Annotated in this window: 13 protein-coding genes; 4 read left to right on the forward strand and 9 right to left on the reverse strand. The window is 42.3% G+C overall.

Translation table 11 applies throughout. The features are described from left to right. Window positions 1-9 precede the first annotated feature (9 nt). The 8 genes from Q0590_RS25590 to Q0590_RS25625 all read right to left on the reverse strand — a co-directional run bounded on the left by Q0590_RS25590 (window position 10) and on the right by Q0590_RS25625 (window position 13,401). On the reverse strand, window positions 10-711 hold the full coding sequence (locus tag Q0590_RS25590; RefSeq protein WP_302040477.1) for an RraA family protein: 702 nt from the start codon (window positions 709-711) through the stop codon (window positions 10-12). 71 nt (window positions 712-782) lie between these two features. After that, window positions 783-1,481, reverse strand: coding sequence for an SDR family oxidoreductase (locus tag Q0590_RS25595; protein WP_302040478.1), 699 nt, complete (start codon window positions 1,479-1,481; stop codon window positions 783-785). A gap of 53 nt (window positions 1,482-1,534) precedes the next feature. Then, on the reverse strand, window positions 1,535-3,247 hold the full coding sequence (locus Q0590_RS25600) for a sodium:solute symporter family protein (RefSeq protein WP_302040479.1): 1,713 nt from the start codon (window positions 3,245-3,247) through the stop codon (window positions 1,535-1,537). Between the two features lie 18 nt (window positions 3,248-3,265). Further along, window positions 3,266-4,750, reverse strand: a complete 1,485-nt coding sequence (locus tag Q0590_RS25605) for a GH39 family glycosyl hydrolase (RefSeq protein WP_302040480.1) — start codon at window positions 4,748-4,750, stop codon at window positions 3,266-3,268. 117 nt (window positions 4,751-4,867) lie between these two features. After that, window positions 4,868-6,277 (reverse strand): hypothetical protein, encoded by a 1,410-nt coding sequence (locus Q0590_RS25610; protein ID WP_302040481.1) that lies wholly within the window; start codon window positions 6,275-6,277, stop codon window positions 4,868-4,870. 10 nt (window positions 6,278-6,287) lie between these two features. Further along, window positions 6,288-7,742, reverse strand: coding sequence for a RagB/SusD family nutrient uptake outer membrane protein (locus tag Q0590_RS25615; RefSeq protein WP_302040482.1), 1,455 nt, complete (start codon window positions 7,740-7,742; stop codon window positions 6,288-6,290). Window positions 7,743-7,762: 20 nt separating this feature from the next. Next, entirely contained in the window at window positions 7,763-10,879 is a 3,117-nt protein-coding gene (locus Q0590_RS25620; RefSeq protein ID WP_302040483.1) for a SusC/RagA family TonB-linked outer membrane protein, read from the reverse strand. A 1,514-nt stretch (window positions 10,880-12,393) separates the two neighbouring features. Further along, window positions 12,394-13,401, reverse strand: coding sequence for a hypothetical protein (locus Q0590_RS25625; RefSeq protein ID WP_302040484.1), 1,008 nt, complete (start codon window positions 13,399-13,401; stop codon window positions 12,394-12,396). 267 nt (window positions 13,402-13,668) lie between these two features. Between Q0590_RS25625 and Q0590_RS25630 the strand changes: the two genes are divergently transcribed. The 4 genes from Q0590_RS25630 to Q0590_RS25645 all read left to right on the forward strand — a co-directional run bounded on the left by Q0590_RS25630 (window position 13,669) and on the right by Q0590_RS25645 (window position 18,408). Next, a complete protein-coding gene (locus Q0590_RS25630; RefSeq protein ID WP_302040485.1) occupies window positions 13,669-15,684 on the forward strand; it encodes a tetratricopeptide repeat-containing sensor histidine kinase in 2,016 nt (671 codons plus the stop codon). Window positions 15,685-15,735: 51 nt separating this feature from the next. Then, window positions 15,736-16,365: a response regulator gene (locus Q0590_RS25635; protein WP_302040486.1), complete on the forward strand. Its 630-nt coding sequence runs from the start codon at window positions 15,736-15,738 to the stop codon at window positions 16,363-16,365. 114 nt (window positions 16,366-16,479) lie between these two features. Then, on the forward strand, window positions 16,480-16,797 hold the full coding sequence (locus Q0590_RS25640) for a hypothetical protein (RefSeq protein ID WP_302040487.1): 318 nt from the start codon (window positions 16,480-16,482) through the stop codon (window positions 16,795-16,797). A gap of 522 nt (window positions 16,798-17,319) precedes the next feature. Next, a complete protein-coding gene (locus Q0590_RS25645; RefSeq protein ID WP_302040488.1) occupies window positions 17,320-18,408 on the forward strand; it encodes a DUF3616 domain-containing protein in 1,089 nt (362 codons plus the stop codon). A 414-nt stretch (window positions 18,409-18,822) separates the two neighbouring features. Here Q0590_RS25645 and Q0590_RS25650 read toward each other — a convergent pair whose 3' ends face one another. Next, a complete protein-coding gene (locus Q0590_RS25650) occupies window positions 18,823-19,413 on the reverse strand; it encodes a hypothetical protein (RefSeq protein ID WP_302040489.1) in 591 nt (196 codons plus the stop codon). Between the last annotated feature and the right edge of the window lie 533 nt (window positions 19,414-19,946).

Here is a 19,946-nt window from a genome sequence, read left to right on the forward strand (position 1 = left end):
AAGTTCATTTTAAAAGTATCCACCATTAGCCACCACATCAGTCGGCTTCATCCCGCTGTTCACCATGTCTTTGATTTCTATTTCCTTGCGGAGGATTTTTTCTGCTGCAATCAGCACATCATAGGCAATAGATTTGGGGATAGAAATTACGCCATCAATATCACCGAATATCCAGTCGCCGGGTTGTACAATAATTTCTCCAATCAACACCGGTTTCTGGTAATGATACATCTTGAACCTGCCCAGCATACCGGTATTGGTTCTGTATTTATAGAACACCGGAAACTGCTGCTCTAAAATAGCGTGTGTATCGCGGATACCATTTACAATAGCTCCCCGGCAACCAGCCCGGATAGCTGCCATCGTCATGACTTCGCCCCATTGGGAAGTTACCGTATCACCAGTGCAATCCCAGACCACTACCGAATCGGTATGCAAGGCTTCCAGCATCTGTGCCCTGGTTTCAAATTCTCCGTCGGTGGTGATATCCGGCGCACCTTTTACGGTAAAAGCTTGTCCGGCAATTTTCATTTCTTCCCGTAGGGGCGCAAAACCGGCAGGCAAACTGGTGGCATGCATCTTATACTGGAAGCGAAGCACGTCATTTACGGCACCGGTAAATAATTGCAAATAGCGCTCACGCATTTCGGAGATAGAAATTGGGTAAAAGTCCTTGTTGTAGTCTTTACCATTTGTTTGCTTTGGTATCATCCTGCTATAAATTTCATATGATGTATTTTACATTAATGGCCACATGGAATGGCTTGTTATTATGCTATTGTTTAAGCAAGCCATTTCATGTTGTCAAAATTAATTTCACGAATCAGCATATACTCCGGCTGGCTCAGGATAAAGCCTACTACCCTGGCTACATCTTCGACTTGTAAAAACTTTTCCCTGGGTACTTTGCGGTCTCCCCAGTAATCGCTGTCTACCGGGCCTGGGTTAATGTCTGTTACTTTAATGCCTTCTTTGAGCACCTGATCGGCCAAGCCGCTGCTCAGGCCGCGGGCTCCGAACTTAGAGGCACAGTAAAGCGGTGCATTGGGGTTGGTGCGCTGACCAGCCATAGAAACGACTGTAATAATATGCCCCTGCTTTTTGGGTTTCATTATTTTCAAAGCTTCCCGGTTACAGAGAAATACACCCCGCATATTGGTATTTACCATTCTATCATACGTTTCCAGATCCGTTTCGGCCAGGTTAGGGCTGGGGATGCCAATACCAGCATTGTTAATGAGCACATCCACTGTTCCAAATGCCTCTATGCAATGGCTGAAAGCCTGCATTACATCTTTTTCCTGGCTTACATCACCCTGGAAAGAGTGCAGATTTGAATTATCTAATTCGTTATTCAATTTTTTGCTGCGGCTCATTTCAAAAACCTTAGCCCCCTTTTCCAGAAGATGAATACTAATGGCCCGTCCAATGCCTCCTGCCCCACCAGTAATAAAGCATACTTTATCTTTTACATTTTCCATGATATCTCTGTTATATGTTTTGTTTTATGTAAATGGCTAATAGTTTTATTGATTTACTCCTGGTGTATAATGGCTTTTTTCTCTGATGCTGTGACCTGAATGGCTTCTCTCTTGTTTGCTCCATTTTTACTACTCAGCCACAAAATGCCAGCTGTAATAAGGCAAAGGATACCTGAAGCCATAGACAATTGACCGCTGATGTCACTTACTGATGGTATACTCATGAGTATAAATAACACGCCGGTACTACCCAGGGCTACGGCAAACAAATAGGCGATAGAGGTAAGAAAAGCAGATTGTGCCGCCGGTTTGTCCTTTTCGGGTACGGGCGTTGCCAGCCTTTGAAAAAATATCCGCACTCTTTCCAGGTATGCTGCATCCCGGTTTTTAATTAAACCAGACAAAAGGAACACGGCCAGGCATAAGCCAATCTCAATTAATGTGGCTGCTTCCCAGGAAATCTCTGGCTTCTGGTTAAGTATCAAACCTGCTACAATACCTGCAACTACTGTCAGCAAGGCACCCCAGGGTTGTGGACGTCGCAAGAGTATACCAAAAATCAACGGGATCACCATAGGAATGGCAAACAATCCGGTAAACAGTTTATTGGCTTCAAACGCACCACCGAACCTGCCTACAAACAAAGCTCCCAGAGTAACTAAGCTTCCTACCACCAGGGTAGACGAACGGGCAACCAGCATCAAGTTCCTGGGACTTGCTGATGGGTGAATCAGGCGTTTGTAAATATCTCCGGTAAGTACACCGGCTACTACATTGTATTCGGCACTTACCGTAGACATGGTAGCTGCAAACATGGCGGCAATCATCAAACCCATTATACCTTGCGGAAGCAGTTCCAGGCACATACTCACATAAGCCATTTCCTTATCTGCCAGGTTCGGTAGCAGGACTTTTGCAGCAATAGCCGGTAAGAGAAAGAAAACCGGAAACACCATAAATAAAGCAGCAGATACTAAACCCACTTTTTTTCCAGCGGCCTCATCCCGCACACTGTAAAACCGCTGAATAAATGCCCAGTTGCCGCTGAACTTAATGAGAACCATTATATAGTAGGCGATCAGAAACAAGGGAGCACCTTTTGGCCCGTTTGTCCAACTAAAGTGTGCCGGAATTTGTTGCGCTAAAACTTCCAGTCCACCCACGGCCCGCAAGGAAAGCGGCACGAGAATTAAAGTCGTAAAAATCAGGATAACAAACTGTACGGCATCCGTTACCACAACTGCCCACAATCCACCCATCACTGTGTATACGACCACCACCATTCCAGATAACAGAATGGAGGTTTCCAGACTTAACGGCGTAGCTGCAGCTACAAACAATCCAATGGCATACAGGCGCACCATATTGTCCAGAATTTTAAATGCCACGCCACCCCAGGAAAAAATCTGCCTGACAGGTGCATTGAAACGGGTTTCCAGAAATTCTACTGGTGTAATAATGCCTGCCCTGCGCCAGCGTTTGGCGAGTATAAAGGCGGCAAATAAAGCCGGCGGTACAGAACTCCAGAGGATAGTTAGAGCTACCAGGCCATGTTCGTAGGCAATGCCTGCATAGGCTACAAAGATAAAGGTGCTGAACATGGTCATGAAGTTGCTGATGGCACCGGCAAGCCATGGCACCTGGCTATCTCCTTTAAAGTAGTCGCCTATATTCTTCACATACCTTCCCAGAAAAATCCCGATACCTGCCATCATGGCCATATAAATGACAATGGCTGTATAGTCTAATGTTTGGAGTGTTCGCATCAATGAAAAGAATTAAAACTATTTGGACATCCGTAAGGCAGAAGATTCGGCAATCAGTACTGGGTAGTCGGGTACTGGTATCTGGGTAAACGTATGCGTAGTACCTGACTTTTTCCATTGTTTGGCTGGAATCTGATAAACCACACCTGTTATTAAATCTACAAAAACTGGCTGTTTAAATGAGCCTTTTACGGTTATATCTGTAAGCGTAGGCTCATAGGTATCCGCAGGTTTGGCTTCTTTATTCCAAACTGTTACAAGCGTGCCTTTTGTTGGCTGGTGAGCATACTGAAAAGCTGAAATGTTTTCTCCCTTTACCTGTACTTCCTGTGTGGAAGATAGCTGTATCTGACTATCAAAAAGCGAGAAAACATGCTGCGCTGCCTTATACGCCATTTTAGGCCTTTCAATGGTTTTATCCGGATTGGTCTTTAACAAACCCTTGGTATTCACGCCTACCATATGGTCGCCGGCGGCATAATGCATATCAGAGATGGTAAACAGATTGGTAGCAATACCCCGTCCATGATCGCCCAACATCCGGCGCAAGTCCCATTTAGCTTGTGTCAGTTCCGTCCAGTCGTGGTCGCGCATGGCTCCGATAGTCACTTCTTTAGGAGTGGAAGGTGCCCCGTTTTCACCCTGCATAAACACCACATTTGGGTTATATTGCCATACCATCTGGCGCAGTTTTTCAATGATTGGGTAAGAGTTATCGGGATTGGGGCTGTAGCCATGATAAGTAAGGATGTCTACCAGATTGAGTTTGTTCTGTTCTTTCAGCATGATAAATAGAGGTTCTACAAATTCCAGGCGATTAGGGCTGGCCAAACCGAAAGCCATCAGCTTGGCATCTGGCTGAATACTGCGGATAAGTTCTGCCGTGCGGATGTAAAAATCCGCATAGCTTTCGCCGGTAATTTTATCTTTGGCAAGGTCTGGCTCGTTCCAAATTTCCCAGTCTTTCACCTGGTTTTTATAACGGGTTACCATTGCCCGTACCCAGTTATCCCAGGCTTCAAAAGCTTGTGGCGCAGTGGGCAATGCACCAGCCAGTTTAGCCTCTCCACCTCCTTCATAAATGGGGTTGCCATATGATAATTCGATCCAGGGAGAAACGCCTTGGGCAACAGCATCCTGTACAATGGCATCCAGCCAGGCAAAGTCATACTGTCCTTTTACTTTTTCGCATTTAGCCCAGCCACCTTGTAAACGGATACGTTTGGCACCCAAAGGTCCCAGGTACTTTTTGTAGGAATGGTAATCTGTATAATCGCGGTCCAGGGTTTCGCCTCCGATAGACCAGCTGCTGGCACTTATTTCTTTGGCGGTACGCGTTTGCAGCTTTCCCACTTCAGGAAAAGAAACATTGAGGCCAGTTTCTATAGCCAATGGTTTCTGTGCAGACACCTGTTGAATTTGTGCAGCTACTGGTGTAACCCAGATCAGACAACCTACGGCTACTGCTGTAATTACTTTCTGAATGACTCCGAATTTCTTCATGCGTACAAAAGTTTAAGTATCAAGTTTTGGTGTTGTAACCTTTTCTCGGCTACTTGTATTTTCTCTGATTTCAGCTCTCCTGACATAGGATTTGCTTGGGCAAAAGACTTATAAATTTTATTCCCTTTTTAGCTTAGTCTCGCTTTCTGCCCGCTTGTTTTTTCCCGAAAACTCAGCTACCATATCTTTCAAATTGGCAATGAACACGTTACGGGTATTTCCTTCAAATCCGTTAAAAATCACATACTGGCCAGTGCGGTCCCAGGCCGGATGCGGATCAATGCGGAACTCTCCTTGTACATCGGAAACAAAAATGTTCTGTATCACCTCTTCCTGACCGGTACTTGTATGGAGCAACCGGATGGGCGATAACCCTTTCCCAGGAGAAACTGGCTCTTCCGGATAGGCATCAGTGATCACCAGCGGAAGGCCTGCCGGATGAAAAGAAGGATGCCCGGAACCTGGAGCAAAAGCTACTTTGAGGTCTGTGCCATCGTATTTTGCGGTGATGAATTCTAGGCCGGGTTTGCCATCTACATTCAGGTTCATAGAAACATGTTCACCATCTGGCATCCAGTTAATATGATGCCCGCCTTTGGCCCATCGTTCTGGTGTAATAGCCGTTCTCAACTCTGTTCCATCAGCCCGCATTGTAATGACTGCTCTTCGCCTCGCACCACCCCCAACAGGCGACCATTGTATAGTAGTTAAAAGCCGGGTGCCTTGTGGGTTCCATTTCACCTGAAAGCAATAATATTCATGTGCCTGTGGATTAGGTATGGTGATGGCAGGTACTGTTTTCTCATAAATCTGCTTAATGCTAACCAACCGACTGGTTTTTCCGGTAGCAATACTGGTAATATCAATTCCATCTGTTTCTACCGGGCCGATGTTGCGGGGAGTTAATGTATCCGGTAACACTACGCCATAGCCTACCTGTGCATATCTCGAAGAAATCAGGTTGTAAGAGGCAAGGTATTTACCATCGTTAGAGACCATAAACACGGTTCCGCTTAAGCGTTTCGATTTTCCGGTGAGGGGGTTTAGCTGCACAGCAAACGCTTTCCAGGTAGTAGTGTCTACATCATTAAAATAAAGTTCTTTGTCTGAAGCTCCCCATTGCACATTGGCTCCCATCTGCATTTCCCAACCACGTGATTGAGCTACCACCCGTTCTTTACCTGTTTCTAAATCCACCAACACCACTTCCCCGGCATCTCCAGGCTTTGGTGACTGGTTTTCATAAGGAAAACGGAACAGTGCCAGATACCGGCCAGACGGACTCATAGGGGAGGTATCAAAGAAGCGGTGAATGATTCTTCCGGAACTTATTTTTTTCACACGTCTAACCACGGATGAATCACTTAACAAAAGCCTAGATTTTTTTACACCTAACAACCTATTCTGCTGTGAACTATACCCTTGAAAACTCATTTGAGATTGTCTCTTGCTTTTCATAAGTCCCACACCAGTTCCTCCAGAGGAAGCAGAAAAAGTAAACAGGATAAGTACTATCAGATACTTCATGAGTTAACTGTTAATATCCTGGATTCTGTGTGAGCTGACTGTTAAGATCGGTTTCCCGTTGAGGGATTGGATACAAGTAGTGAAATTCCTGTACCGGATATCCTTTGTTTTTCATTACCTCTACATAACGCCCGGTGCGTAACAGATCAAACCAGCGGTGGCCTTCAAAAGCCAACTCTACCCGGCGTTCCTGCTCTACAGCCAGTGAAAAATCAGCCTGGCTTAAGCCTGTTTTTTCAGGAAGACCTGCCCTGGCCCGCACCTGGTTGAGAAAAGGTTCGGCGGCGGAAGTTTGCCCCTGATTATTTAACGCTTCTGCATACATTAATAGCACATCGGCATAACGCAAGAGTGGAAAGTCTGTGTCTGCATCCCCGGCTTGTGGGCCTTCCTGCTTATATTTTACTACATGGCGGACATTAACCGTAGATCCATTCGCGGCTTTGTAAGCGGTTTGCATAGATGCCTCTTTGCGTAAATCACCTGGTTCATAGGCATTTTCCATATCTGCTGTGGGCTGCATAAAACCTCCGCCTGAACCTGTAGTTCCGAATAAGGTATTCTGGACACCCCAAGGCGTTAAATCTGACCAGAGGGCACTTCCCTGGCCTACAAGTCCTGTTTTATACTGCACAGCCAGGATGACATCTTTATTATTTGTATAAGAGGTGGCAGGACTGAAGGTAGCGGCATACGGGGTAGACAAATTAAACTGGCCAGAAGTAATGACTTCATTCAGCTTTTGTGCTGCCAGGTCTAACTGGTTTCTGGTCAGGTACACTTTTCCAAGCAAAGCTTTGGCAGCCCATTTAGACGTACGTCCGGCTTCAACAGCTGGGATGGTAGCAGGCAAGTTATTTTCGGCTATAGTTAGGTCATTAATGATCAGGTCGTATATGACGGAGGCATCCGTTCTGGTTATATCATTTGCCCCATAGGGGTTATCTATTCCTTTATCAATCAGCTGCACATCACCAAATAAGCGGACTAGATTGAAATAATTATAAGCCCGCAGAAATCTGGCTTCTCCTTCATAACGTGCTTTTAAAGCCTCATCAAACGCAGCAGCCGGGAGTTTATCCAGAATCGTATTTACCCGGCCAATGCCGATGTAATGCCCAGTCCAGGCACTAGTTGTCACCGTATTTGATAAGGAGATGTTGAATTCATCAAGTTCAAACTGTGATAGATTTGAAACAGCTTTGGTAGCTCCATGTGTGCTGTTATCTGAAACTACTTCTGTTAGCCATAACATACTGGCGTTGGTTCCGCCATTCCCATAGAGGCCAGGATGTTTGAAATTGGCATAGGCCCCAATAATAGCATTATTAAAATCAGCCCCTGTTTTGTAAAAATTTTCAGCGCTTCTGGCAGTTTGGGGCACTTCATTAAGAAAATCTTCACAACTGCTGAAAAAAGCCACAAAAAAAATGGCGAGTATGTATTTTGAAATGAATGTTTTCATGTGCTTCTTAATTAATGACTCTAAAAGCTAAGATTTAAACCCAATGTAAAAGAACGGTTAAGCGGATACGTACCGAAGTCTACACCAAAGGCCGTCTGATTGCTTTCTGCAATACCTACCTCCGGATCATAGCCAATATACTTAGTGAAGGTGTACAGGTTATTTGCCGCTACATACACCCTGGCATTCTGAACTTTGATGTTTTTCAGCCATGCAGCAGGCAAAGTATAGGCAAGAGTAATATTCCGGATCCGCCAGTAAGAAGCATCAAAAATATAGAGCGAACTATAAGATGTGTTGCCATTTAAACCACCCCGGATGGCCCTTCCCCACAACCGGCCATACTGACTGGAACCTGGCTCTTCCGGCGAACGCCAGCGTGCTTCATCAATAAAACTCAGGTTATTCTGTACGCCTGAATTATTAATGGCAAACATAGCATTGTACACATCTTGCCCATACATGCCATTGGTAGTGATGTCGAGGGTAAAGCCTTTGTAAGAGAACGAATTGTTAAAGCCAAAAAAGAAGTCAGGATTCGGATTGCCGATTACTTCACGGTCGTTGTCATCTATTTTTCCATCCTCGTTCACATCTTTCCAGCGGATATCTCCGGCTTTGGCATTGGGTTGACCACCAATCTCGGCTGCTTCCTGGTCTGAGTTGAAAATACCGATGGCACGTCTGCCGTAAAATACACCAATCGGATAGCCTACCTGGGTTACGTTGGAATTGGCCCTAGGAGCAGTACTGCCAAAAATCCTGGCGGTTTCTTCATTCATCGCCAGCACCTTATTTTTGTTAAAGGTGATATTGAAGCTGGTGCTCCATTGAAATTCGCCTACTAAATTCCGGGTATTGATCCCTAATTCGATCCCCTTATTCTGCACCTCTCCCACATTCACAAACGCATTGGTAAACCCGGTGGCAGAAGGTGTCTGGATATTAAACAGCATGTCTTTATTGCGCTTATCGTAATAATCACTGGTAATATTTACCCGCCCGTTCCACACCGACAAGTCAATGCCAATATCCAGCTGACTTTGCGACTCCCAGCTTAAGTCGTTATTAGATAAAGAAGAAGCAGCTAAACCTGGAACGACTGCATCGCCAATGACATAGTTGTTACTTCCCAGCAGACTGATGGCCCGGTAATTACCAATGGCATTGTTTCCGGTAACTCCATAACTGGCCCGCAGCTTGAGGTCGTTCACAAAGGTTATGTTGCTCATGAAGTTCTCATTGGAAATACGCCAGCCGATAGAAGCGGAGGGGAAAGTACCCCAGCGGTTGTTTTTACCGAAGCGTGAGGAGCCATCACTGCGGACGGTAGCGGTGAGCAAGTATTTATCTTTATAGGAATAATTGGCCCGTGCCAGTAAAGAAACCAAGTTATTTACTTCAATATTTTGGTTTCCACCATTGACTATCCCTCCGTTAATGTTGGTAATAAGGTCATCCGGGAAATTTCCGGCAGTAACCGTAACACTATTATTATAGGCTCTCTGGGCAGTGAATCCACCTAAGATATTGATCAGGTGATCGCCACCCAGGTTCTTTTTATAGGACAGTGTTGTTTCACTGAGCCAGTTGGTATTCTCTGTGTTAGAAGCCCTGGCTGTGGCCGGACCAGTAGGCGCCGATGAAGAAAGGGTTGAAGGATTCCACAAATTGGATTTGTAATAATTTAAATCTACGCCAAAGGATGAGCGCAATTTTAAGCCTTCCAGTAAGGTATATTCCAGGTAGGCATTACTTAGGATTCTGAATTGAGAGGATGGATTTTGTAATTCATTGGCAATCTTAACAGGGTTTTGAATAGCTGCATTTCCATCAACCGGCGGAATAGTGTTGCCGTAACTGCCGTCTTCGTTATATACAGGCACAGACGGGTCCATACCAGTGGCTGAAGCAATAATACCCAGTGCCCCATAGTGTCCCGAAGCAGGTACTTCCCGGAGTTGCGTATAGCTGGGAAGTAAGCTTACGCCAAAGGCTAAGTTTTTGGAAAGCTGCCCATCCAGATTGGCCCGGAAATTATACCGCTTTAACCCAGAATTAATGATTATCCCTTCTTGACTAAAATATCCCCCTGAAACGGCATACCGGATTGACTCTGTACCTCCGGTAGCCGACAACTGATAATTATTAATAGGTGCCCTGCGGAAAATAGCATCCTGCCAGTCAGTAGTTGGCAGTGTAGAAGGATCTCTGTATTTATCGGATATATCAAAATTAACTCCAGGCCTTACCGTATTATTGTCATTGATATTTCCATTAGGAAAATTATCCAGATAACCGGCATTACGGGCATCTACCACCATCCCGGCAAACTCCTGCGCATTCATCAGATCCAGTTTTTTACCCACCTCCTGAAAGCCCATATAACTGTCGAATTCAATCCTGGGTGCACCTGATTTTCCGCGTTTGGTAGTGATAATAATAACTCCGTTAGAACCGCGTGATCCATAAATAGCCGTAGCAGAAGCATCCTTGAGCACATCTACTGATTCAATATCATTGGGATTAATCGTATTCAAAGGATTGCCGATACCTGCGTTACTCACCGGATACCCATCAATGACAAATAAGGGTTGTACCCCACCGGTTATAGAGGAAACTCCCCGTATGAGTACATTTACATTTCCGCCCGGTGCACCTGAAGTAGTAGAGATCTGTACACCGGCAATCTGTCCCTGCAAGGCCTGATCTACACTGGAAACCTGTATTTTCTGTATATCTTTTGCATTTACTGAACTGATGGCCCCAGTTAAATCTTTTTTCTGCTGTTCCCCATACCCTACTACTACTACCTCCCCTAACGTTTGTAAATCTGGCACAAGCTTTACATTGATCTCGGCCTGATTATTTACTGACATTTCCTCTGTTGTATAGCCGATATAAGAAAATACAACCACCGAACCATTATTATTCAATCTTAATGAATAACTACCATCTGTTCCGGTAACCGTACCGTTAGACGTACCTTTCTCCAGCACATTCACGCCGGGAATACCTTGGTTATTTTCGTCAGTTACCTTTCCGGTTAGGGAGTTTATTTGGGCTAACGCTTGAAACGTAATGAGCAAATAGCTAAGAGCTATTACCCATTTAAGAGGTGGGACAAGTTGTTTCATATTTTACATTCAATATTATTGAATTAATATTTTACATTACAATAGTATAATATAGATTTGTATTTTACAACTTTTATATTGGATTTATTTTTAGAGGAATTAAAGGGAGAGTATAGGAATATGGTTTAATAACCAATAAGTAAATTTCATCTTTATAGAGGAAATTAAAACAAAAGACAATACAGCTTTTAAGAAGGAATTGATTATAAAAAAATTACATTGAATCCAGTTAAGTAAGCTATATTGATGTTAACCTCTTTATGACACCCGACAATAATCCACTCCATAGTCGGTACAAGAGTTCAGACTCAGCAAGGTTTTGGTAAAAGAGATGATTGAATGTCTAAAGTATGAAGTGAATCCTTCTCCTTCTCGAACCGGTAAATTGAAATTTGATTACATTATGATCTAAAGGTGTTTGAGTTATAAAAAAGGCAGGGATAAATTTTCTTAGTAGTTAATTTAATCATTCTCTAGTGCTACTATCTTTCCAATATTGCATTGAAATTACTGTTTAAGCTCCTCCTCTTTTAACAAATAATTGGTTTTGTATCCCCATTTGTCTATCTACTCTTACAACTTTTAATTGATGTATCTAGTAGAAAAATAGACCATTTCTTAAAGTTAATAGCGAAACGGGCAAAAACACCCCTTTTTGATTTAAAAAATCAACCTCAAAAAATCTCAGCAGATCGGCTACAGAGAATTTTTAAAAAACAGAAAACCGCCTAATTTGCGAAATTAAGCGGTTTTTGGAGTGATTCCGTTTGGATTCGAACCAAAGACCTACTGCTTAGAAGAGAGTCACCTGTACACTGTCAGTCAAGTAGTTATATACAATAGGTCTGAAATAGGTCCGAAAAAATAATTTTTAAAACACCCTTTTTACCTGCTTTCGCTAGGAAAATAAATGGCTTTGCCAGGCTAAAGAAGCTTTTTGCACGAGAAGAGACCCTTGAAAGATAACCTCTTCTTCCCTATTGTTTTTTGCCTTACTTGCCCACTTTCGTCTGACTACGTTAAACTATCTCCCCTTGGAGTAACTTGAAGGATCTAGCTGCTAAAACTGCGCTCTTTCCCTTTTGCATTGTATTGGATAACACTTAGTATAGTCTTTACCTGAAAATGCTTGTTGTCCATCCGCTTCTAATTCTTTTTTCATCGTCTAAGCGCAATTTGATAAGGCTAGATCTTCAGCTGGTTGAGTCTGATTGCTACACTGTTGAGCTAATTTTACTGCTTATTGTTTAAACTCTCGTGAATATGATCTTTTAATAGCTATTAATACTTTAGCTTCCTAGATGAAGTAAGTATAATTACTTTTTTTCCTTCTAACTTTAAGGTTCTTCCAAAAGTTATTTACTCAGGCAGATTATAGGACACTTTTGAGATTTATCGTATGTAGAAGACAATCAAATAAACCCTTGTAAAAAATCTATCTTATGCCAAGGGTTCATTTATTCCTATCAATTTGTCTTATTCTTATCTATTATTCATACTTATTAGCTTGCTGACTAAGGCAGCTCTACTTTGATATCTACAGGCCGCCAGTTGCCATAGTTGGGACTTCCCGATTTTGCTTCTACTCCCATGGGAGTAAACCATACCTTTGTAGTGCCAAGTGCCTCCTTGGGCTTTAATCCATGGTGTGGATACAAAGATGCATAGGGTCCTGTCTGGCGCAGTTTTAGTTGTCTTCCATCCTTGAGTTGAGCACTGATGGTATAACGGCCAACAGGTAAATTGTTGATGGTAAAATTCTTGGTTCCCACCATTTTGGTAACCGTAAAGGTTTTGGCTTCTCCATAGAGGGTTTCTCCATCGGGTGTCAGTTTTATTTCAATCTCTGCATTGTAAGGGAGACTCCCTGGCGTAGCCCACATATCATCTGGATCTCCTAAGTCATAATTGATGTATAAAGAACCTCCAAAATAGCCGCCAGATGACCAAGGCTTCTCAGCTCGTTCGTCTTCATCGGCTAGCCCGTAGGTTAACAAAACAAAGTTTTTTACCAATCCTTTGGTAGATTCAAAACTTTCCACTTTTCCATCTGCCGGGTAAAGGCCAATGCCTGCCTTTCCGGTTCTATAGGTGATGCTGCACCCGGCTGCCCAGATCTCGGCTGCCCCAAAAGGAACCAGCACTTCATAATACCCATTCTCATCCGTCTCGGCTGAGGCTGAAGAGTAGGAACCTCCCACTACTGTAGATCTTACGCCTATATAAGCTCCCTGCAATGGTTTACCCGTTAAATCAGCTACATACCCTATTAGTTTGCCTTCTTTGGCTTGTACTTTAGGGAAAGTCGGTGTTTTGGGCATATAGTTCTCCATGACATTTACATAATCCTCATCACCTGAAAGCTTGAAAGCTGCTTCGCCATTGATTACAGGAGGAGGTGTTGGTTTCCCCCAGGTAGGCTTGTCTTCATCATTGGTTGACGGGAAGTCTTGGACATCATCTTTGTCACAGCTCATGATTCCACTGAGCAAAACTATTAGTACGAGAATTTTAGATTTCATAGGAAATAGAGATTAGTTTATTGATTTACTATTGAATATAGCATGTAGCCTGGCATAAAGAAGTACATGAAAAACACCTTGCCAAGCCCAATTGTCGATTCAGCTATATTCAAAGTTGCTCAGTTTTCTTATCCAAATCAATCCATAAAAAGGAGGATTTTTTCCTCCTCCTTTATGAGGAGACATAAAATCCTCCTTTTTATGGATTTTTTCATTTTGATTGTAAGAGTCAAAATTTTTAAAAAACTTGTAAAAAACTTAGAGCAAATGAATCCCCGAATTCACTCTTATGTATGGCTCTGCTTAGGGGTAGTATTATCAGGAATATGCTTTCCTTCTTTCTGCCAGCATGAAAGTATAGCCTTAGATAGCCTAAAACGACAATTATTTATTCATCCCGAAGATACCAGCAAGGTAGGGTTATACATTGAGATAGGACAGCAGTATGAGGGAGACCAACCAGACTCTGCCCTGTATTATTATGAGCAGGCTGGTGAACTGAGTAAAAAACTAGACTATCCGGCAGGACAAATCAGCTACATTGCCAACTACACCCAATTGTTAAACTATCAGGGTAAATATGATCAGGCTTTAGCCCTGAATTTGTTGGCAGTAGATATTGCGAGCAAAAATGATCTAAAACTGCAACTGGCAAAATCATACGTAAATGTTGCAGTGAGTCATCAATATAAAGCCCAGTTTGAAACCTGTTTGCAGTATTACCTGAAAGCAATACCCATTTTTGAAGAATTGAGCTTTGATACAGGTTTGTATATTCTTTATGCCAACCTTTGTGCCCTATATGGACAAACCCTGGAAGAGTATGACAAAGGTCTAGCCTATGGGGACAGGGCTATCCGGCTTGCCAGAAAACAAGGGAACTTGTATGGAGAAGCCTCTGCTCAGATAAATAATGGGGTCGTGTTTACTAAAATGAAAAACTATACTCAGGCACTAAAAGTAACGGATGAAGGATATATGATTGCCAAGCAAATAAACAGTCTGTACTTACAAAAAACAGCCCTAGTCAACACGGCAGATATCTACCTAGCGCAAAGACAATATAAGAAAGTAATACTATTGGCCACTCAAGCCTTAGAATTATCTAAAACACTATCTGATATAGAAGGAGAAGCTCTTTCTTTGGGGAGCTTAGCCTGGGCTTATCTGCATGAAAAGAACTATTTGAAAGCCAAACGATTTGCTAGCCAAGCCGTAGCCTTGTGCCGGGTTCACCAGTTAAGAGATGAACTGGGAAAGAAGCTTGTACAACTAGCTCAAATTGAACTGGCTCTGGGCAATCTGGATGCTTATGATATGTTAAAGGCAGAAGGAGATTCGCTGGAAAAAGCCATTCTGAATGCAAGCCTGCGGCAGAATTTACAGGAACTGGAAACTAAATATGCCACCGCCCAGAAAGAAAATAAAATCAAGCAGTTAGAGAAGGAGAAACAAATTAGCGAGTTAACCATCCGGCAGAAAAACATGATGGTCAGTATATTTATTGGTACGACTTTATCACTTTTAGCTTTCGGATTGTTGTTTTACCGCAACACACGTAATCAGAAAACCATTCTGCATCAGACACACAAGCTTCAGGAGCAACGCATAAGAGAACTTGAGCAAGTTCAGCAACTACTAGCCGTGCATGCCATGCTGCAAGGCCAGGAGGCAGAACGCAGCCGTTTAGCCAAAGACCTACATGATGGATTAGGAGGTATGTTATCAGGCATTAAATTATTGTTTGGTGAGATAAAAAGTAATCTAACATTAACGGATCAGGAGAGCAGCGATTTTTCCAGAGCCTTGCAACAGTTAAACACTACCATAACCGAATTACGGAGGGTCGCACATCATATGATGCCTGAAGCCTTGGTACGTTTTGGGCTAATCCGGGCCTTACAGGAGTATTGCCATGATCTAAGTAATTCAGCATCCCTTGCCATAGACATTCAGGCCTTTGGTATGGAAGACCGCCTAGATGAGGAGACGGAAGTTATTCTCTACCGGGTAGTACAAGAGTCACTCAATAACGTGGTTAAACATGCAGAGGCCACCGAAGTACTTGTGCAATTGATACGGACCGGGGATCAAGTAAGCTTGACATTGGAAGACAATGGAAAAGGTTTTAACCTTAGCCAAACTAATACAGGTATCGGGCTAAAGAACATCCGCTCACGCATACAATACCTAGGTGGCCAACTGGACATACAAAGTACTGCTGGCATAGGCACCACTATCACGATAGACTTCTACCTCCAAAAGTCTATAGTTTCTGTATAATTAGGAGTAGCAGCACGTTTTACTTATATAAAGAGGGTAGAATTCACGTAAATGGAAAAAATAAAAGTTCTCCTGATTGAGGATCATCCTATGATGATTGAAGGTCTTAGAAGTACACTAGCTAGTGTGGCGGATATAGTAGTGGCAGGGTACGCTTTAAATGGACAGGATGGATTGAATTTACTCTACAAAATTCCTGTAGATGTGGTAATCTCTGACATTAACCTTCCCGATATCAATGGTATAGAATTATGCAAACAGATTAAAGAAGCCTTCTCAAATGTAAAAGTACTGGCACTAAGTAATTTTAATCAATATGACTATATCAGCCAAATGATGAAGAATGGTGCAAATGGATATGTGCTGAAGAATGCTACCAAAGAAGAACTACTTGAGGCAATTTATGCGGCCACAACTAATAAAAAATACCTAGGCCCAGAACTCATGGACACCTTGTTGCAAGGTCCTGCACCAGTTTCAGCTAACCTTCCCAGGCTTACCCGCAGAGAAAAAGAAGTGTTAAGCATGATAGCTTCCGGACTGACTAATCAGGAAATAGCAGATAAACTTTTTGTAAGCATCACGACTGTAATCAGCCATCGCAGAAATCTGCTCACAAAATTTGAAGTAGCAAACACAGCAGCCCTCATCTCTCTGACTATGAAGCATGGATTACTCTAAGCTTAAAGCCTTGCTAAGTTAGGTCAATAAAAACGTAAGGTGTGAAGCAAGACAAAGCTTTGGAGTCTTTTCAGCAAACAATTTTCTCTCAGGCACCTCTCCACTAACAGGCGCATGAAAGATACAAAGGGAGTATCCCAAGGATTGACTATCTTGGCAGTTATGACACAAGCCTCTCCCTGTTATAAATGTGGCCACTCAACGCATGCCTGGGGCAAAGACCCGATGAATGTTGTTTGTAATGCTTGCTATGTGGTTATAGAAAATCTACAAGGCATAAGTATCATGAACTCACAAGAACTCTGCACCCATTGTCTGTACTGGATCTCGGCCGATAAGAAATTTGGCAGATGCCGCAATTCGCATTCAGGGTTATTTAATACTTTCACTCCGGTAAGCGAATCCTGCTCTCAATTTTTAAATCTAGATTAAAGCTATTTTACATTGCTTCTCACCTTGTGGAATTCCGCTTAAAAAGGACAATATAGTAGGAAACAGTAAGCTTCCACCCTAAAGCTTATCCTAGCTAATTTTGCAAGTAATACATACGTACTATTATTTAGGACGCCAAAAGGGAAGTTTATTAGCCATAAATCTATACTGGTTTTTTACTTTTATTTACTAGGTGTAAAGAACTCACAATTGATTTTTTTTGCAAAAGCTTACCTTTTATGTTCCACCACTTCCCCTATATACGACAAGTTTATAGGCAGAAGCCACATTGCCGGTATGGAATGAATATCAAGGAAATTTTCCAAGATAAGGGAGGCAAAATAACCTCATTTGCTTTACCTTTTCTACTTGAGCCTCGGCAATAGCTTGCTGCTACGCATTAATCCATGCCAACAAAGGAGTATTTGCCATTTTATTGAACCGGTTTATCTATCATACGTATCATATTATCAATTGCTTGAACACACCTGAAAAATAAAATGTATTTAACCTGCAGATACAATGTTTACAAAACATGTACTACTCCGATTTGATGATAACGTAAAAAATTATTCAAAAGGCAAAGATGTACGAGATGGCTTATCATCCGTGGAACGTTCCGGAAATTATTTGTGGCTAGCCTGCGATGAAAGTATTGGTCTGGAAAGAGTGAAGATCGATGAAAATGGTCATTTTTCTCAACACCAATCTTTTTGTTTGCTGGATTATATCCAGTTGCCTGCTGGTGATGGCTGTGAAATAGATATCGAAGGGTTGTGTTTTCATGGGCAGTATTTATGGCTGGTTGGCTCACATAGCCTGAAAAGAAAAAAGCCGAAGCAAGAATCAGATAATGTAGAAAAGCAACTCCAGAAATTAGCGAAAGTAGAAGCCGATGCTAACCGGTATATCCTTGCACGGATTCCTTTATTGCACAACCCACAGACAGGCGAATACCAGCTTTGTAGATCTTGTGTGCATCCAACTGAACCTGAAACTGTATTAACTGCAGCTCAACTAGTTGGCTGGCAAGAGACCAATCAGTTGATGCAAGTATTGAAAGAGGATAGCCATTTTAAAGCTTTTATGGAAATTCCAGGAAAGGATAATGGCTTTGATATTGAAGGTCTGGCAATCAAGGGAGAGAAACTATACATTGGTTTGCGGGGACCGGTGCTTAGGGGCTGGGCTGCCATCCTGGAAGTAGAAGTAGTAAATACAGAATACGGTTATTTTGCTTTAAAAGAACAGGCAGATGGGAAGCTATATAAAAAACATTTCCTGCATTTAGGAGGAATGGGCATCCGTGAATTAGCTATTCTAGAAGAGGATCTATTGATTCTTGCCGGACCTACCATGGATTTAGATGGAGAGATTGCTGTATTCCGGTGGATAAACGGCGTACATCAACAGAAGGAAGCACTTGTGGGAAGTGAAGAGCTCGATAAATTATTTACAATACCTCATGGTTGTGATATAAATTCAGGAAAGGATAAAGCAGAAGGAATGACTATTTTTGATCAAAGACACCTGCTCATTGTCTACGATAGTCCGGCTGAGGGCAGAAAAGCAGCAGGCAATGTGGTAAAAGCTGATTTGTATGAAATATAGAATCGATTCGATAAGCCTCGCATGCGTTCTGTTATTTTAGTATCCCTTCCTCTTTTATTAGGTGTGAAGTAATATTCATGCAAAGATGTACTGGCAGGCTAATCCGACAATCGCATAACTAGCTTGAAGTCGCTTTATACTCCCCTTTTTTAAACTACCTAGATGCTGAAGCATGAAATATGGTAAAAGGGCTATCACTACAAAAAAGTAGCTATCCATCCAGGAGGGCGGATTGTAGAGCTGTCCAGACCTGTTACTAAAGCAATATCAGATCCATACTTGGAGTATTAACATAGGTTGAAGTGCTAAAGACTATGAATGCAAAACATAGACTGCCAATGCCTGTTTCCAAGTTGCTAATGTTGGAAGAAGTGAAATACATAGGTCATTCAAACAGCGTCTTAGAACCATTATTTACTCTAGATTAATTATCCCTGTTTCACTTCTGACAAGACTGCCATCCGATTTTCTAATTTCAATAATGAAGCTCAGTTGATTGGTAAGCGTGGATGGAGGAGGAAGATATATATGTATACCTCGTGTCATAAGATAGCTATTGTTTTTCTTTACATAATCAATAAAGGCTTGAACACTGTATTTTTTGTTAGGATCATGAGGTAACCCAAACAAGGCGCTATCAGTTAACTTTTCCCTGTCTGTACTTGCTGTAAAATAGCCTTCTTTACTATAGATGTCAATGGCTTCAATAGGATACTTAAAACCCTCATCACCTTCAGGCGAACATTTGGCATAAGCTGAAGGAAAAAATAAATATACCGGCTGAGCTTGATGGATGGCCGTGTGAATGCCCCTATACGTAAGTTTTAGACGTATGCTATCATTCTTTGAGAAGCTAGTCACTTCTATCCCCCTTGAGTTGATGGCATCTATATCCACTTGTCTAAAGTCAAAGTAGGGAAGTATAGATGCACAATTATCACAGGTGGTAAAAACCAATAACTCAGCTAAGGGGAGGAGAAGTAATAGTAGAAGCTTTCGTTTCATGACTAAGAAATAGATGGTTAATAGAGTAAGTTGTCTGAGTTTATATTAGCGCTGATTAACTTTCCTTTCATGTTAACCACATAGCTAAGTAACCTGAAGAAGATTCCTATAGCTATTACTTGTTTGTGAGCAAACGAAATTGGGCAAAATGTCTAGAAACATGCAAGGGATAAATACAATCAAAGTAACTGTTTGCTCCCCTTTCCTGATCCTTCAATTGAAGTTCTAAACAAGCTTATTATTGATACTTATTATCCTGTCCACTATGTTATAGCAAGTCCAACCCCTAACTTTCAAAGTTCATTGGAGCCTTTTCATAGTTTAAATTTTGGCAGAAATAAAAAGTGGCTGTCTGAAAAATATACTTATGAGCAGCCGCCTTTTATATCAGCAGCTCACCTAACAACCCTTCGTCGGCGGACTATTTGCAGCCCATTCTTTACGCTTTACCAAGGTCTTTATGCCTGCTTTAAGTTCAAGCCTTACTTAAGCTTTAAAATAGGTCCTGCATCAATGGCATGGCTATACCCGAG

This window comes from Rhodocytophaga aerolata (assembly GCF_030503435.1).
Lineage (GTDB): Bacteria > Bacteroidota > Bacteroidia > Cytophagales > 172606-1 > Rhodocytophaga > Rhodocytophaga aerolata.

Excerpts from the sequence above, each read along its gene's own strand:
- Q0590_RS25590 (WP_302040477.1), bottom strand. The coding sequence starts at position 711 with ATGATACCAAAGCAAACAAATGGTAAAGACTACAACAAGGACTTTTAC.
- Q0590_RS25595 (WP_302040478.1), bottom strand. The coding sequence starts at position 1,481 with ATGGAAAATGTAAAAGATAAAGTATGCTTTATTACTGGTGGGGCAGGA.
- Q0590_RS25600 (WP_302040479.1), bottom strand. The coding sequence starts at position 3,247 with ATGCGAACACTCCAAACATTAGACTATACAGCCATTGTCATTTATATG.
- Q0590_RS25605 (WP_302040480.1), bottom strand. The coding sequence starts at position 4,750 with ATGAAGAAATTCGGAGTCATTCAGAAAGTAATTACAGCAGTAGCCGTA.
- Q0590_RS25610 (WP_302040481.1), bottom strand. The coding sequence starts at position 6,277 with ATGAAGTATCTGATAGTACTTATCCTGTTTACTTTTTCTGCTTCCTCT.
- Q0590_RS25615 (WP_302040482.1), bottom strand. The coding sequence starts at position 7,742 with ATGAAAACATTCATTTCAAAATACATACTCGCCATTTTTTTTGTGGCT.
- Q0590_RS25620 (WP_302040483.1), bottom strand. The coding sequence starts at position 10,879 with ATGAAACAACTTGTCCCACCTCTTAAATGGGTAATAGCTCTTAGCTAT.
- Q0590_RS25625 (WP_302040484.1), bottom strand. The coding sequence starts at position 13,401 with ATGAAATCTAAAATTCTCGTACTAATAGTTTTGCTCAGTGGAATCATG.
- Q0590_RS25630 (WP_302040485.1), top strand. The coding sequence starts at position 13,669 with ATGAATCCCCGAATTCACTCTTATGTATGGCTCTGCTTAGGGGTAGTA.
- Q0590_RS25635 (WP_302040486.1), top strand. The coding sequence starts at position 15,736 with ATGGAAAAAATAAAAGTTCTCCTGATTGAGGATCATCCTATGATGATT.
- Q0590_RS25640 (WP_302040487.1), top strand. The coding sequence starts at position 16,480 with ATGAAAGATACAAAGGGAGTATCCCAAGGATTGACTATCTTGGCAGTT.
- Q0590_RS25645 (WP_302040488.1), top strand. The coding sequence starts at position 17,320 with ATGTTTACAAAACATGTACTACTCCGATTTGATGATAACGTAAAAAAT.
- Q0590_RS25650 (WP_302040489.1), bottom strand. The coding sequence starts at position 19,413 with ATGAAACGAAAGCTTCTACTATTACTTCTCCTCCCCTTAGCTGAGTTA.